This is a genomic window from Winogradskyella ouciana, assembly GCF_965284585.1.
GTDB classification, from domain to species: Bacteria; Bacteroidota; Bacteroidia; order Flavobacteriales; family Flavobacteriaceae; genus Winogradskyella; species Winogradskyella ouciana.
This window is the reverse complement of record NZ_OZ260095.1, coordinates 1979888-1994160: the sequence shown is the minus strand read 5'-3', so window position 1 is coordinate 1994160 and position 14273 is coordinate 1979888. Positions and strand designations below refer to the sequence as shown.

Annotated in this window: 14 protein-coding genes; 10 read left to right on the top strand and 4 right to left on the bottom strand. The window is 35.6% G+C overall.

Features of this window, described 5'->3' with window-relative positions; all coding sequences use genetic code 11:
* Positions 1 to 97 precede the first annotated feature (97 nt).
* Positions 98 to 3136: a sensor histidine kinase gene (locus tag ACQ65V_RS08720; protein WP_430467607.1), complete on the top strand. Its 3039-nt coding sequence runs from the start codon at positions 98 to 100 to the stop codon at positions 3134 to 3136.
* A gap of 121 nt (positions 3137 to 3257) precedes the next feature.
* On the top strand, positions 3258 to 3884 hold the full coding sequence (locus ACQ65V_RS08715) for a response regulator (RefSeq protein ID WP_430467606.1): 627 nt from the start codon (positions 3258 to 3260) through the stop codon (positions 3882 to 3884).
* A gap of 8 nt (positions 3885 to 3892) precedes the next feature.
* Here ACQ65V_RS08715 and ACQ65V_RS08710 read toward each other — a convergent pair whose 3' ends face one another.
* Both ACQ65V_RS08710 and asnB read right to left on the bottom strand, forming a co-directional pair.
* Positions 3893 to 4525, bottom strand: a complete 633-nt coding sequence (locus ACQ65V_RS08710; protein ID WP_430467605.1) for a hypothetical protein — start codon at positions 4523 to 4525, stop codon at positions 3893 to 3895.
* Positions 4526 to 4586: 61 nt separating this feature from the next.
* On the bottom strand, positions 4587 to 6248 hold the full coding sequence (gene asnB, locus ACQ65V_RS08705; RefSeq protein ID WP_430467604.1) for an asparagine synthase B: 1662 nt from the start codon (positions 6246 to 6248) through the stop codon (positions 4587 to 4589).
* A gap of 235 nt (positions 6249 to 6483) precedes the next feature.
* Here asnB and ACQ65V_RS08700 point away from each other — a divergent pair, with 235 nt between their 5' ends.
* Positions 6484 to 7032, top strand: a complete 549-nt coding sequence (locus ACQ65V_RS08700) for a DUF2911 domain-containing protein (RefSeq protein ID WP_430467603.1) — start codon at positions 6484 to 6486, stop codon at positions 7030 to 7032.
* A gap of 95 nt (positions 7033 to 7127) precedes the next feature.
* On the opposite strand, the gene ACQ65V_RS08695 is transcribed toward ACQ65V_RS08700, so the two are convergent.
* Both ACQ65V_RS08695 and ACQ65V_RS08690 read right to left on the bottom strand, forming a co-directional pair.
* Positions 7128 to 7760: a 7-carboxy-7-deazaguanine synthase QueE gene (locus ACQ65V_RS08695; protein ID WP_430467602.1), complete on the bottom strand. Its 633-nt coding sequence runs from the start codon at positions 7758 to 7760 to the stop codon at positions 7128 to 7130.
* A 104-nt stretch (positions 7761 to 7864) separates the two neighbouring features.
* Positions 7865 to 8311: a RidA family protein gene (locus ACQ65V_RS08690; protein WP_430467601.1), complete on the bottom strand. Its 447-nt coding sequence runs from the start codon at positions 8309 to 8311 to the stop codon at positions 7865 to 7867.
* Between the two features lie 59 nt (positions 8312 to 8370).
* Here ACQ65V_RS08690 and ACQ65V_RS08685 point away from each other — a divergent pair, with 59 nt between their 5' ends.
* From ACQ65V_RS08685 to rluF, 7 genes are read left to right on the top strand one after another with little or no spacing between them, the layout of a single operon-like run.
* Positions 8371 to 9909, top strand: a complete 1539-nt coding sequence (locus ACQ65V_RS08685) for a helicase HerA-like domain-containing protein (protein WP_430467600.1) — start codon at positions 8371 to 8373, stop codon at positions 9907 to 9909.
* A 20-nt stretch (positions 9910 to 9929) separates the two neighbouring features.
* A complete protein-coding gene (locus ACQ65V_RS08680; RefSeq protein WP_155089909.1) occupies positions 9930 to 10487 on the top strand; it encodes a hypothetical protein in 558 nt (185 codons plus the stop codon).
* A gap of 21 nt (positions 10488 to 10508) precedes the next feature.
* Complete coding sequence (locus ACQ65V_RS08675) at positions 10509 to 11480, top strand: YitT family protein (RefSeq protein ID WP_430467599.1); 972 nt, start codon at positions 10509 to 10511, stop codon at positions 11478 to 11480.
* Positions 11481 to 11485: 5 nt separating this feature from the next.
* A complete protein-coding gene (locus ACQ65V_RS08670; RefSeq protein WP_412561511.1) occupies positions 11486 to 11851 on the top strand; it encodes a cupin domain-containing protein in 366 nt (121 codons plus the stop codon).
* 1 nt (position 11852) lies between these two features.
* Positions 11853 to 12680 (top strand): alpha/beta fold hydrolase, encoded by an 828-nt coding sequence (locus tag ACQ65V_RS08665; protein ID WP_430467598.1) that lies wholly within the window; start codon positions 11853 to 11855, stop codon positions 12678 to 12680.
* 7 nt (positions 12681 to 12687) lie between these two features.
* On the top strand, positions 12688 to 13413 hold the full coding sequence (locus ACQ65V_RS08660; protein WP_430467597.1) for an acetolactate decarboxylase: 726 nt from the start codon (positions 12688 to 12690) through the stop codon (positions 13411 to 13413).
* A 36-nt stretch (positions 13414 to 13449) separates the two neighbouring features.
* Positions 13450 to 14217: a 23S rRNA pseudouridine(2604) synthase RluF gene (gene rluF, locus ACQ65V_RS08655; RefSeq protein ID WP_430467596.1), complete on the top strand. Its 768-nt coding sequence runs from the start codon at positions 13450 to 13452 to the stop codon at positions 14215 to 14217.
* The last annotated feature ends 56 nt before the right edge of the window (positions 14218 to 14273 follow it).

Here is a 14273-nt window from a genome sequence, read left to right as displayed (position 1 = left end):
ATCGTCTAACATCATAGTAGTCAATCACATCTTAATGTGAAATCCAACGCTATCATTTTGTATATTTGGGTATTAGCTATTAACCAACATCAATACCTTGAGGTCATTTTTAAATTCTTTATGTGGACTCTTGAGTCTTTTTCTGTGCTTAATACATTTGCAGATTGATGCTCAAAACCCATCACAAATCGATGTGCTCACAACAGAAGATGGGTTGTTATTTAGAGACGTTTCTGATGTAGTACAAGACAGTAAGGGACTGCTCTGGATTGGCACAGCACAAGGCCTGAATCGCTATGATGGCCAACATTTTAAAGCCTACACCAGCGATATACAGAATCCGTTTTTTATTGAAGAAGATTTTATAAAGTCCAATATGCTCTACAACGAATTGGACAATTCTGTATGGTTTTTGGCCAACGACAAATTATTTCAACTTGATATAGCCACAGATTCCATACATTCATATAATGGGAATCATAACCTAAAAGGGCAGGTATTGGATATTTTTAAAGCTCCAGATGATTCCATTTGGGCGATTACCGATGATTACTGGAATGTTGAAAAAGGAAAGGCTAAGCAATATCTTCAAAAGTTTGAAGATGGCAAATTTAAAATTGTGGTTTCAGTGGATAGGTATAAGCGTGGCTTTAATCAATTAATTTCTGATGCTGAAGGTTCTATCTGGTGGACAACCACAAGAGGCACCAATAAATATACACTCGAAGGCGAATTGCTTGAAAGTCATGTACTGGACACCTACAACTGGAATAGTGACCTCATACATTACGTTCCACAGTTTGTTAGTAGTAATAATACCCATTATTATTTTCCATCCTCACGAGGTGGTATCGCTATTTTTGATTCGACTTTAAAAACCTCAAAATTTATTTTCAATACGGACGATATTATTAGACGTGCCATTGAAGATCAAGACCACAACATCTGGTTTGCTGGCAACAAGACCTTGTATCGTATGGATACCAAAGGACATTTTAGTGATTATACCGAATTGCTCAAATCAAAACTAGACTATTCAACAATTAACAATTTGTTTATAGACAAAAACGGATTGTTATGGGTGGCAACCGATAATGGTTTGTTTAAGGTAAAAACCGAAAAACAGTTGTTTTCCAATCTTTTTAAATCAGAAAAGGAAGGCTGGGGAAATTCCATGCGAGGTATTTTTGAGGGTGCAGATGGACGTATTTTTAGCCTTTGTGAAAGCAAGCACCAACTTTGGTATCAAACAAAAAATGGTGAAATAGATTCCTTACCCTTAAAAACTGAAAACGGGAAGCCGTTGTCACTAATGTACGACTCCAGTTTTTTATTTACGGATAATACAAAAACCTATGCTTATGCAGCTGGCAGAGGTATTTTTAAGATAAATTTAAAAACAGGTCAAACTAAAGCATACAGTCAATTTAGCAACCATAATAAAGTCTACGGACCCAATGCTTTAATAAAACTGAATGATGGACGTTTGTTGTTTGGATATACTTTAGAATTTCTCACAGTATTTAATCCAAAAACTGAAGAAAGTTACTCCGTTTTTAAGAATCTCAATGAACAAAACAATATCGCAGATCTTCAATTTTTTGAAGAAAGTAGGGACGAGAATTGCATCTGGATTGGCACCAAGAACGACGGTATTTTAAAAATAAACCTCAACGGAACCATCTTAAAATCCTACAATTCCAATACGACTCCAAAACTCGGCAAACATCATGTACTTTGCCTAAAAGAAGATAACGATGGTAGTATTTGGGTTGGGACTTATGGTGGTGGACTTAGTCATATTTCTGCCGATGGAAAAACGTTAACCAACTTCACCAAAATTAATGGTTTGCCAGATGACAACGTTGTTGGTATCATTCCAGATGGAAATAATAAATTGTGGATTAGCACGTACAACGGATTAGCCCTATTTGATAAAACCACCAAAGAATTTAAGAATTTTTATACCGAAGATGGGTTATCGCATAATGAGTTCAACTATTCGTCCTTTTTTAAAGATAGTGAAGGCCTCTACTATTTTGGTGGTATGAACGGCATCAACGTTTTTAACCCTAAAACATTGGAAGAATCGGTAAGACCACCAGCGATTCAATTCTTGGGTATTTCAGGTTATAACAGCAGAACCAAAGAAAGTTATGAAAAGGATTATGCCCAAACGGAATTACAAGAGTTTACAGCATCACCATACGATCAATATTTTGAGGTTAGTTGGTCTTTACCAAGTTACTTTCAGAATAATAAAAACACCTTTAGTACCAAATTAGAAGGTTTTGAAGATCGTTGGTTTTATCAAGGCAATGCAACCTCAGTCAGATATAATAAGTTACCCGCTGGTGATTATGTATTAAAAGTTAAAGGCGCAGATTCTAGAGGAAGTGAAAGTGCAAATATTTTGTCCATTCCTATAACCGTAAAACAAATTTTTTATAAACGTTGGTGGTTCATTGTTTTAGTACTGCTGGTTGTCTCCGCATTTGTTTATGCCATATTTAGATACCGTTTACAGCAAGCTTTGGCTATGGAACGTCTACGCACAAAAATCTCTAGCGATTTACATGATGATGTCGGTTCGTTACTTTCAGGTCTAGCGATGCAAACTGAACTTATGGAAGCTACAGCAAGCGAGGCTGATAGAACCAGACTCCATAAAATAGCTACGATAAGCCGAAATGCCGTGTCACAAATGCGCGATCTGGTCTGGAGTATTGACAGCAGACGCGAAACTATTGCTGATTTAATTGAGCGTATGAGAGAATTGGCCGAGGAATTATTGTTGCCCAAAGACATTGCGTTTGAGATAGACGCATCTAGCATCAAAAATTTAGACAAGAAACTACCAGCCCAAACCAAGCAGCATATTTTTTTAATTTTTAAAGAAGCCATCAATAACATCGTTAGACATTCTGATGCTGATTTTGTTGAAATTTACTTAACCAATCGCTCAAAAGGCTGTCAACTTATTATTAAGGATAATGGTAGCGAAAAAACGACTTATAAATCCTCTGGATTAGGCTTATCTAATATGGCCATGCGTGCTGAAAAATTAAAAGGAACACTTAATTTAAAAAACGGTAATGGTTTTGAAGTCTGTTTGGATTTACCTTTTAATATGTAATATCACATCTTAATGTGATTTTAAGTATCGTATAATGTACTAACTTTATGCCTTTACAAGCTCAATGCTTACATGCCGAAAGCTAGTACCCGATAAGATTTCCATTCCGTAGAGAATAAATATGATAAGATTGGCACTTATAGAAGATGATTTACTGATTCAAGATAGCTTGAACGACTTTTTTAGTACCCAGGAACATATAGATTGCATCTTGACTTCTGCTTCCGTTGAGCGCTTTTTAGAATCCATTTCAGAATTAGAACAGCAACCGGAAATTATCCTTTTGGATATAAATCTATTGGGCATATCTGGTATTGAAGGTATTCCGTTACTATTGGAAAAATTGCCAGACACCGATATTATTATGCTAACGACTTTTGAAGACAATGACAGTATTTTTAAAGCATTATGTGCTGGCGCCTGTTCATATTTATCCAAAAAAACACCATTAAAAAAAATAAAGGAAGCTATTGAGGTTGTGTATACTGGCGGTTCTTATATGTCACCTTCCATTGCCCGAAAAATAGTTAACCGGTTTGCACCAAAACGAAACAGAGTTGAGATTTTAACGCCACGCCAAAAAGAAATCGTTGATGGTATAGTCGCAGGGAAAAGTTACAAAATGATAGCTGATGATTTGTTTGTTTCACTAGACACAGTAAGAAGTCATATCAAAAACACCTATAAAGCCCTTAAGATTAACAGTAAAGCTGAGTTGATTAAAAAAGTATATGACAATGAGATATAGTTTAGTTTTTACACCACTCTCATTAAACGCTTAAACCGTCTTCTAAAAATCCTGAATTTCTTTTTTACTTTAGAACCTGAGGATACAGTAAATTCAACTTCATTCTTTACAAGTCCTAGCCTACCAGACATAAATTCGCGCCAAAAGATATTGTAAAGCATGTTGGGCTTTCCTTTATGTGAAATGGAACAATTCATCGCAATCTTTTTATAGCTTTTATCTACTGAAAATTTAAGATCATCTTCTAAGTTGACCACGAAAAACGAAGATTCTGTCTCAACAGTTGCAATTGGAATATCACCAACAAGATCTTGAGGGATGCTAAAAAACAGAACTAGATTTTTGACATCCAACTTAGTTCTGTCTTCCCATCCAGTCACTCTTTCAGCCCAAGTGGTTACTCTATTTTTTGCCCATTCCTCTCTCATAACAAAATGATAGACTTCTGGTTCAACATCTTCTGTTTCTTTGACTAAACGATTATACTCCCCAATATGTTTGCTACAGAATTTTTGATTGATGTTATACAAGCAGTATCCTATATCATGAGCAGATTCAATAAGTTCATCCCAATCGTTATTATTTAGAGAATAACATGTTAGGCAAAAGAAAAGTGTAAGAAGAGTAATTAAAGACTTCATGTCATGAAAATAAAAAAACCATTCTTAACGAATGGTTTTATACACTTATTTTAACTATAAATTAGTAAGCCTTGTCATGCACTTTAGCCACAGCTCTACCAGAAGGATCATTCATATTCTTAAATGCCTCATCCCATTCTAAAGCAGTTGCAGTACTACAAGCAACACTTGCTTCTTGTGGTACGCTTAAAGCAGCTGCGTCACTTGGAAAATGCCCTTCAAAAATAGTTCTATAATAAAACTCTTCTTTGTTTAATGGTGTGTTAATTGGGAATCTAAACTTCGCATTAGCTAATTGCTCATCCGTGACTTCTTGTTCTACTAATTCTTTTAACGTATCAATCCAGCTGTAACCTACTCCATCGCTAAATTGCTCTTTCTGTCTCCAAGCTACGCTTTCTGGAATATAATCTTCAAACGCTTTACGAATGACCCATTTTTCCATACGTTCTCCGTTTATCATTTTGTCTTTTGGGTTGATGCGCATGGCCACATCCATAAATTCTTTGTCTAAAAATGGCACACGCCCCTCAATTCCCCAAGCTGCTAAACTTTTGTTTGCTCTTAGGCAATCGTACATGTGTAGCTTATCTAGTTTACGAACCGTTTCTTCATGAAACTCCTGAGCATTTGGTGCTTTATGAAAATAGAGATAGCCTCCAAAGATCTCATCTGCTCCTTCACCAGACAACACCATTTTTATTCCCATGGATTTAATAACCCTCGCCATTAAATACATTGGTGTTGAGGAACGAATGGTAGTGATGTCATACGTTTCAATATTATAAATCACATCCTTAATAGCATCCAAACCTTCTTGAATGGTAAATTTTATTTCGTGATGAACCGTACCAATATGATCTGCTACTTTTTGTGCAGCCGCCAAATCTGGTGAACCTTCCAATCCAACAGAAAAACTGTGTAATTGTGGCCACCACGCTTTTTCTTTGTCATCGGCTTCAATACGTCTTTCGGAATATTTTTTTGCAATGGCAGAGGTTACCGAAGAATCCAATCCACCAGACAACAATACTCCATAAGGTACATCACTCATTAATTGTCTATGTACAGCATCCTCTAAAGCTTGTTTAACTTCTTCAATACTCGTTTCATTTTCCTTCACAGCATCATAATCTGTCCAATCGCGTTTGTACCATCGTACCAATTCACCATCCTTACTGCTCATATAATGTCCAGGAGGAAATAATTCAATTTTGGTGCAAACTCCTTCAAGCGCTTTTAATTCTGAGGCTACATAAAAGGTTCCATTTTTATCCCAACCCATATATAATGGAATAATTCCCATATGGTCTCTGGCGATAAAATATTCATCTTTCTCAACATCATAAATCGCGAATCCGAAAATGCCGTTCATCTCATCAACAAAACCAACTCCCTTTTCCTTATATAATGCTAAAATAACCTCACAATCACTTTCAGTTTGAAACTTGTAATCAGGAAATTGTTGTCTCAGTTCTCTATGGTTATAGATTTCACCATTTGCTGCTAGGATTAACTTTTTATCTTCACTGAACAATGGTTGTTTACCAGACGCTGGATCAACAATCGCCAAACGTTCATGAGCTAAAATTGCCTTATCATCACTATAAATTCCACTCCAGTCTGGTCCACGATGACGAATGGTTTTTGCCATCTCCAAAACCTGAGGTCTCAATGTTTCACTTTTCTGTTTTATATCAAACGCACATACTATTCCGCACATAACTTTCTGTTTTATTATTAATTATGAAGCAAATATGATACTAAACTTTCATTTATTAAACATTAAATAATAATATGATTACATATTATAATTTATATTAGTTTATTTAGTGAAATTTGATACTTGGAAAATATAAAATTGAGCTTTCTCCTATCAATCTGTAAATTTTAATATTTCATTACGACAAACACGATATTATAACCTTTAACTTTATCCAAACAAATTTTAAAAAATTATGAAAACAACACGACTAATTACCACCATTGCCTTTGCATTTACAATGTTATTATCATTTAATGCAGAAGCACAAAAATTTTCTGGACTTGACAAAAGCCCTATGGACGCAGCATCTTATCCAAGTGATTACAAAGATGCCAACAAACTTATCAAGGTCGTTTACAGTAGACCACAATTAAAAGGAAGAGATATAAATGAATTAGCTAAGCCTGGAAAGGTTTGGAGACTGGGTGCCAATGAGGCAGCAGAGTTACATGTTTATACAGATATGCAACTTAACGGAACTGATGTTGATGAAGGTACATATACCATATATGCCATTCCTGGAGAGAAAGAATGGACTATTATTATAAGTAATGACCTAAATGTTTGGGGAAGTTATTTTTATAATGAAGAAAACGATGTGGCAAGAATTACGGTTCCGGTAACACAAGGAGACGAATCATTGGAAGCATTCTCAATAGCTTTCGAAGCATCTGATGATGGTGTACACATGCATATGGGCTGGGGAAACACTAGAGTTGCTGTACCTTTTACTAAGGATTAAGTAAAAAAAATAACAGAAAATTAAAAAGTTCCGATGGAGTAAACTCTATTGGAACTTTTTTGTTGAATTACATTAAACTGTCTACTTAAGACTGATTACGGTATATTCAAATATTTATGCGTTTGCAAGGACACTTTCCATTTAGGGTTAGCCATGACGTAATCCACTATTTGCGGCATCATCTTATCACGCTTGCTCCATTCGGGTTGAAGATATAAAATGCAATCCTTATTTACTTTAGCTGCTTGTCCTTCAGCAAATTTAAAATCGTCTTTATTATAAATGATACACTTCAGCTCGTGTGCTTTGTCGTAAATTTCTTCAGTCGGTAGTTTTATCTTTTTTGGAGATAAGCAAATCCAATCCCATTGACCTGTTAACTTATAAGCACCAGAAGTTTCAATGTGAGTTTGTACTCCTTTAGCTTTCAACTGTTCTGTTAAAGGTCCCATATCCCAAGTCAAAGGTTCACCTCCAGTGACCACAATGATATCACTGTATTTTACAGCATTATCTACTATTTTAGTGGCTTCGGTTGCTGGGTGTAATTCTGGCAACCAACTTTCCTTAACATCGCACCAATGGCAACCTACATCGCAACCGCCAATTCTTACAAAATAAGCTGCAGTACCTTTGTGGTAGCCTTCACCTTGAATGGTGTAAAACTCTTCCATTAATGGTAGTAAGTGACCTTGGTCTATTAATTGTTGTCGTTCTCGTCTTGTCATAGATGGCAAAGATAGTTATTAAGTATGAAGTGCAAAGTGTAAAGTAAGTCTCTTACCAAATAATAATCACTTTAAACTTGGTACTTGACACTTCATACTTTACACTACTTAGCTGCAATAACATCAATCTCAATACTAGCTCCACCTGCCAAACCTGAGGCGGCAAAGGTCGTTCTTGCTGGTTTTTTGGTAAAGTAAGCAGTATAAACTGAGTTAAAATCTGAAAAATCATCAATGTCTTTCAAAATCACAGTACACTTTACCACGTTGTCCAATGATAAGTCATGATGCTTTAAAACGGCTTTAATATTTTCAATGACTTGTTTGGTTTCGGCTTTAATGCCTCCAGAAACGAGTTTTCCTTTTTTATGGTCCTTGCCAATTTGGCCTGTTAGAAATAATAAATCCTCGGTTTCTACGGCATCACTAAAGGGCACGTTGGCTCTGCTTGGTTCATGCGATTTATGAAATATAATTTCTGATTTTGAATTCTCACAAGACTGAAAACTCAACAAAACTGAAAGGCAAAAAATTGAAAGTGTACACTTCATGGGAATGCGTTTTAATCTTGATTAAAATTACATTATTTTTATGCAAATTATTTTGACTGATGACGAATTCCGACAAATTCATAAAAGATATTGCCGATGGCAACACATTTAAAGGCGACTACATTACGCTCGGAGCAGCAATGCTAGAAGGGGAAACGATGACCAATTCCTACGTTAATGTACCACTAAAAACCATGAATCGTCATGGCTTAATCGCTGGTGCCACAGGAACAGGAAAAACAAAAACATTGCAAGTTCTGGCTGAAAATCTTTCAGAAAAAGGTGTTCCTGTTTTATTAATGGATATAAAAGGAGATTTAAGTGGATTGGCAAAACCAAGTCCTGGTCATCCAAAAATTGACGAGCGTCATGAAAAAATAGGGTTACCGTTTGAACCTAAAGCCTTTCCCGTAGAGGTTTTAACGCTTTCTGAACAAGATGGCGTTAGACTTAGGGCAACGGTAAGTGAATTTGGACCTGTTTTAATTTCAAGAATATTAGATGTAACGGAAACACAAGCCGGAATCATTTCGGTTATTTTTAAATATTGTGATGACAACAAATTACCATTGTTGGATTTAAAGGATTTCAAAAAAATTCTGCAATATGCCACCAATGAGGGCAAAAAAGAGTTTCAGGATGCTTACGGTAGAATTTCGACAGCTTCCACAGGAGCCATTCTTAGAAAGATCATTGAAATTGAACAACAAGGCGGAGATTTGTTCTTTGGTGAAACCTCTTTTGAGACAGACGATTTATTAAGAGTTGACGAAAACGGAAGAGGCTATATTAATATCATTCGTCTTACGGATATTCAAGATAGACCAAAATTATTTTCAACATTTATGTTGAGTTTACTGGCAGAAATTTATTCGACTTTTCCAGAACAAGGAGATAGCGGACGACCAGAACTCATTATGTTTATAGATGAAGCGCATTTAATTTTCAATGAAGCTTCTGATGCCTTATTGAATCAAATTGAAAGCATTGTAAAACTCATTCGTAGTAAAGGTGTTGGACTATATTTTGTAACACAAAACCCAACGGATGTTCCTGAAGCAGTTTTGGCACAACTCGGTTTAAAAGTTCAACATGCCTTACGAGCGTTTACGGCAAAAGATAGAAAAGCCATTAAATTGACAGCACAGAATTATCCTGATACAGATTATTACGATACCGCAGAAGTATTGACTTCTTTGGGAATTGGTGAAGCATTGGTGTCTGCTTTGGATGAGAAAGGGAAACCGACTCCACTTGCTGCTACCATGATGCGTGCACCAATGAGTCGCATGGATATTTTAACAGAATCTGAATTAGCAAGCCTCTTATCACAGTCTAAACTCGCTAAAAAGTACAACGAGGAAATTGACAGGGAAAGTGCTTACGAAATGTTGAACAAAAAGATAGAAGTTGCCGAAGCCGAAGAAGCCAAACGTAAAGCTGAAGAGGAAAAAGAGAAGCTTAAAAGAGCGGAATCTAAACGAAGAACCTCATCTCGAAGTAGTCGTAGAACGCGACAAAATCCTATTGTAAAAGTATTATCGAGCCCAACAGTAATTAGAAGTGTTTTAGGAATTTTAACCAAAATGCTGAAATAAACATAAACCTAAATCAAACCATGAAAAAAACCTTAATCGTTGTGCTCATATGTACAATCTTAGTAGCTAGTTGTGCCAAAGACACACCACCAGATCCATTTTTAATCCAAAAGCACAACATTGGTTTGCTAACGGACTCAACTCAGGTAAAGGAGTTGGATTCTATATTCAAAAATGATTCGGTAGTAAGATATATTGCCGGAGATGAGTTTGCAGGAGCTGTTAACACTATTGAAATTTTTGAAAAAAATGGTAATAAACTTTTAGATCTTTCTCCAGAAGAGGCACTAGATTCTACCTCTGTAATTTCAAGTGTTCGTATTATAGATGAGCGCTATAAAACTGAAAAGAACATCTCTGCACTTAGCACATTTAAAGACATAAAAGAAAAATATAAAATTTCAAAAATTGATAATCTAATTAATTCTATCGTGGTATCCGTAAATGAAATCAATGCATCGTTTACCATTGATAAAAAAGAATTACCAAGTAGTTTAAGGTTTGATATGGATGCTAATATTGATCCGATACAAGTACCAGAAAAAGCAAAGATCAAATATTTTTTTATTCATTGGTAGTAATCATGATACAATAAATTTATGAATCCCTTTCTTTCAAAAATACTGGTTGATATTGCTCGCAAACGCCTTAAACGTAAGCATTCAAAAAAGCCAATAACAAAAAGACAAATCGTACCAATTGTAAGAAGCTTACAAGTGGAATTGAGTCACGCTATAAAAGAAGCAATTTTTACTATTGCGGGCGTTTTTTCTGCAGGATTTGGCTTAAAAGGATTTTTATTACCGAATAAATTTATTGATGGTGGCGCAACTGGTATTTCACTGTTGTTAAACAATGTTTCAGATATTTCTTTAGGTATCCTCTTGGTTCTTGTTAATATTCCGTTTTTAATATTAGGTGCTCGTACAATAGGTGTCAAATTCTCCATAAAAAGTATCGTAGCAATAACATTATTAGCTTTTGTAGTTCATTTTGTAGACTATCCAACGATAACGGACGACAAATTGTTAATTGCAGTTTTTGGTGGTTTCTTTTTGGGCTTAGGCATTGGTATGGCAATGAGAGGCGGCAGCGTTATAGATGGTACCGAAGTATTAGCAGTTTTTTTAAGTAGAAAATTGTCCATCACTATTGGTGACGTATTGTTGCTTATAAACATTGTTATTTTTTCTTTTGGCGCTTATATACTTTCTGTGGAAATTGCACTTTACGCTATTCTAACCTATTTGGCAGCAGCAAAAACAGTAGACTTTGTAGTGGACGGTGTAGAAGAATATGTTGGTGTTACCATTATCTCCGAAAAACATGAAGAATTGCGAGTAATGATTGTTGAAAAACTAAGGAGAGCCTGTACAATTTATGCAGGTAAAGGTGGTTATGGGTCTAGTGGTGATAGTTACGATAAGGACATTATCTATACCGTAGTGACACGATTAGAGCTTGCAAAGCTCCACACTGAAATAGACAAAATAGATAAGAAAGCATTTATTATTATGGGCTTAGTTAAAGATTTAAAAGGAGGTATGATTAAAAGGAAGCCTCTAAAATAGCAGTAATGAAAAATTATACAATTCAAGATTCGCCTTTCGTAGTACCAACAGACGATGGTAAAACCATTAAAGAACATTTTGGTTTGGCAACTGATGGAAATTCACAAATAAGCATTGCGCATATGGTTGCGCCTCCCGGTTGGTCTGAACCGTTTCAAACTCCTGAATTTGATGAATACACCTTTATCATAAAAGGAAAAAAACAATTTATCATAGAAGACGAAACCATAGTCCTTGAAGCTGGACAATCCATTAAGGTCAATAAAAACACAAGGCTGCAATACTCTAACCCATTTACAGAACCATGTGAATATTTAGCTATCTGCTTACCAGCATTTTCAATAGACTCCGTAAATAGAGAAGACCAATAACATGAGTAGTTTTGTTATAAAATCCATAGGCAACGCCTTAAATGCAACGAGCCTAATTTCATCCAAGTACGCCACAAAAAAGGCATTACATTTATTTGCTTCGCCAAGAAAAGGACGTTATAGTGAAGACCAAAGAAGAGTTGTAAGTTCAGCTTTATTTGAAGAACTAACCTATGATGGCCTTGATATCGCCACCTATCGTTGGCACGGTAAAGGAAAGACAGTTTTGCTAGTGCATGGTTGGGAAAGCAATACTTCTCGTTGGAATTATCTTCTCGAAGATTTAAAGTGCCAAGATTATAACATCATTGCATTAGATGCACCAGCACATGGAAGGTCTGGAGGAAAGCAATTCAACGCTGTACTATATTCAGAATGTATTAATACAGTTGCCAAAAAGTTTAAACCCGAAGTCATTATTGGACATTCCGTAGGTGGTATGGCAAGCGTGTTTTTTATGCATAAACATCCCGAGACTTCTGTTAAAAAATTGGTTTTGCTTGGTGCTCCTGCGCATTTTACTGGAGTGTTTGCTAGATATAAATCCATGATGGGCTATAACCGAAGGATTTCTAAAGGTCTAGATACTATTGTATTAGAGCGATTTGGTAAACCGGTGGATTATTTTTCTGCTGCCAATTTTACAGAATCCATTGAAGCAAAAGGTCTTATCATTCATGATAAAATGGATAGAATCATTCCGTTTGAAGACGCTCTTTTGTTTGCCAACCGTTATAAAAATGCAGAACTTATTGAAACCAAAGGATTTGGACATAGTTTAAAGAATGCTTCGTTGACTCCGAAGATTATTGGGTTTATAAATGATTAATTTAAAAATGACTGATAATAAAACTGTCTTATTGCTAATGTTAATACTGCTACAGAGTTGCAATTTTGCAGTTACTGAACCAAATACATCTAAAATATATTCTAACGTCCACACTATAGGCGCAATGAAAGATGTTATGTGGCAAGGTGAATTATATGGGAAAATTAATATAGACACAATTAAAAACAGAAAAGGCCTTTATGGTCTTGGCCCAAAAGCATTTTTAGATGGAGAAATTCTTATAAATAATGGAAAAACGTACTTATCTAAGGTAAAAACTGATTCGACAATGGCTGTAGAACAAATAAACTCGGTTGAAGCGCCATTTTTTGTTTATGCCAATGTTAACGAATGGGAACAAATTCAACTACCAGATAGTGTTAAGAGCATAAAAAGTCTAGAGCAGTATTTAGATTCTAAAACCAAAGACAAGAAACGACCTTTTGCTTTTAAGTTAGTTGGCAAAATAGAAAATGGAATCATTCATATTCAAAATTTACCAAAAGGTGTAAAAGTATCATCTCCAAAAGAGGCACATCAAGGGCAGGTCAACTACAGTTTAGAAAATGAAGAGGTGGAGATTGTTGGTTACTTTTCTACAGAGCATCAGGGTATATTTACTCATCATGATTCATTTTTACATATGCACTTGATTACTAAAAGTTTAGATAAAATGGGACATTTAGACAAAGTATCTTTCAGAAAGATGACCCTATTTTTGCCAAAATCTTAACTAGAGGACTTAATAACTTTGTCGTATTTTTGCTTTATGTCAGACAACCTCACAAGACTCAACAAATACCTCAGCGAAGCTGGTTACTGCTCGCGTCGTGAAGCCGACCGCTTGATTGATGCTGGTCGTGTAACCATAAACGATGTTGTACCAGAAATGGGCACCAAAGTCGTTTCAGGAGATATTGTAAAGGTGGATGGCGAAATTATTGGCGAACGTAAGCAAGATTTTGTCTATTTGGCATTTAATAAACCCGTAGGTATCGTTTGTACTACAGACACACGTGTTGAAAAAGATAACATCATCGACTACATCAATTACCCTAAACGTATTTTTCCAATTGGTCGTTTAGACAAACCCAGTGAAGGTTTAATTCTCTTAACGGATGATGGAGATATCGTTAACAAAATTCTGCGTGCTAGCAACAATCACGAAAAAGAATACGTGGTTACAGTTGATAAACCCATTTCCCAGACATTTATACAACGAATGGCTGGTGGCATCTATATTGAAGAACTGGGCAAACGCACCAAAAAATGTGAAGTCAAGAAGATTGATAAACACACGTTCAGTATCATATTGACCCAAGGTTTAAACCGACAAATCCGACGCATGTGTGAGTATCTGAATTATGAAGTTCAGACATTGAAGCGTATTAGAATAATGAACATAGAGCTCGATATGCCTGTTGGCAAGTATCGTGAATTAACCAAAGACGAGTTTAAGGAACTAAGTGAACTCATCAGTGATTCCAAAAAAACCTTCGACCCAAAACAACATTCCAAAAGAAAAAACAGACGTTAATTAAATCTTAATTAATAAACACTATGGTTTCTTCCTTCTTAAATTTAAGGAAACTA

Coding starts and splice junctions, on each gene's coding strand:
- ACQ65V_RS08710 (WP_430467605.1), bottom strand. CDS start 4,525: ATGAAGTCTTTAATTACTCTTCTTACACTTTTCTTTTGCCTAACATGT.
- ACQ65V_RS08700 (WP_430467603.1), top strand. CDS start 6,484: ATGAAAACAACACGACTAATTACCACCATTGCCTTTGCATTTACAATG.
- ACQ65V_RS08685 (WP_430467600.1), top strand. CDS start 8,371: ATGACGAATTCCGACAAATTCATAAAAGATATTGCCGATGGCAACACA.
- asnB (WP_430467604.1), bottom strand. CDS start 6,248: ATGTGCGGAATAGTATGTGCGTTTGATATAAAACAGAAAAGTGAAACA.
- ACQ65V_RS08660 (WP_430467597.1), top strand. CDS start 12,688: ATGACTGATAATAAAACTGTCTTATTGCTAATGTTAATACTGCTACAG.
- rluF (WP_430467596.1), top strand. CDS start 13,450: ATGTCAGACAACCTCACAAGACTCAACAAATACCTCAGCGAAGCTGGT.
- ACQ65V_RS08690 (WP_430467601.1), bottom strand. CDS start 8,311: ATGAAGTGTACACTTTCAATTTTTTGCCTTTCAGTTTTGTTGAGTTTT.
- ACQ65V_RS08695 (WP_430467602.1), bottom strand. CDS start 7,760: ATGACAAGACGAGAACGACAACAATTAATAGACCAAGGTCACTTACTA.
- ACQ65V_RS08715 (WP_430467606.1), top strand. CDS start 3,258: ATGATAAGATTGGCACTTATAGAAGATGATTTACTGATTCAAGATAGC.
- ACQ65V_RS08675 (WP_430467599.1), top strand. CDS start 10,509: ATGAATCCCTTTCTTTCAAAAATACTGGTTGATATTGCTCGCAAACGC.
- ACQ65V_RS08680 (WP_155089909.1), top strand. CDS start 9,930: ATGAAAAAAACCTTAATCGTTGTGCTCATATGTACAATCTTAGTAGCT.
- ACQ65V_RS08665 (WP_430467598.1), top strand. CDS start 11,853: ATGAGTAGTTTTGTTATAAAATCCATAGGCAACGCCTTAAATGCAACG.
- ACQ65V_RS08670 (WP_412561511.1), top strand. CDS start 11,486: ATGAAAAATTATACAATTCAAGATTCGCCTTTCGTAGTACCAACAGAC.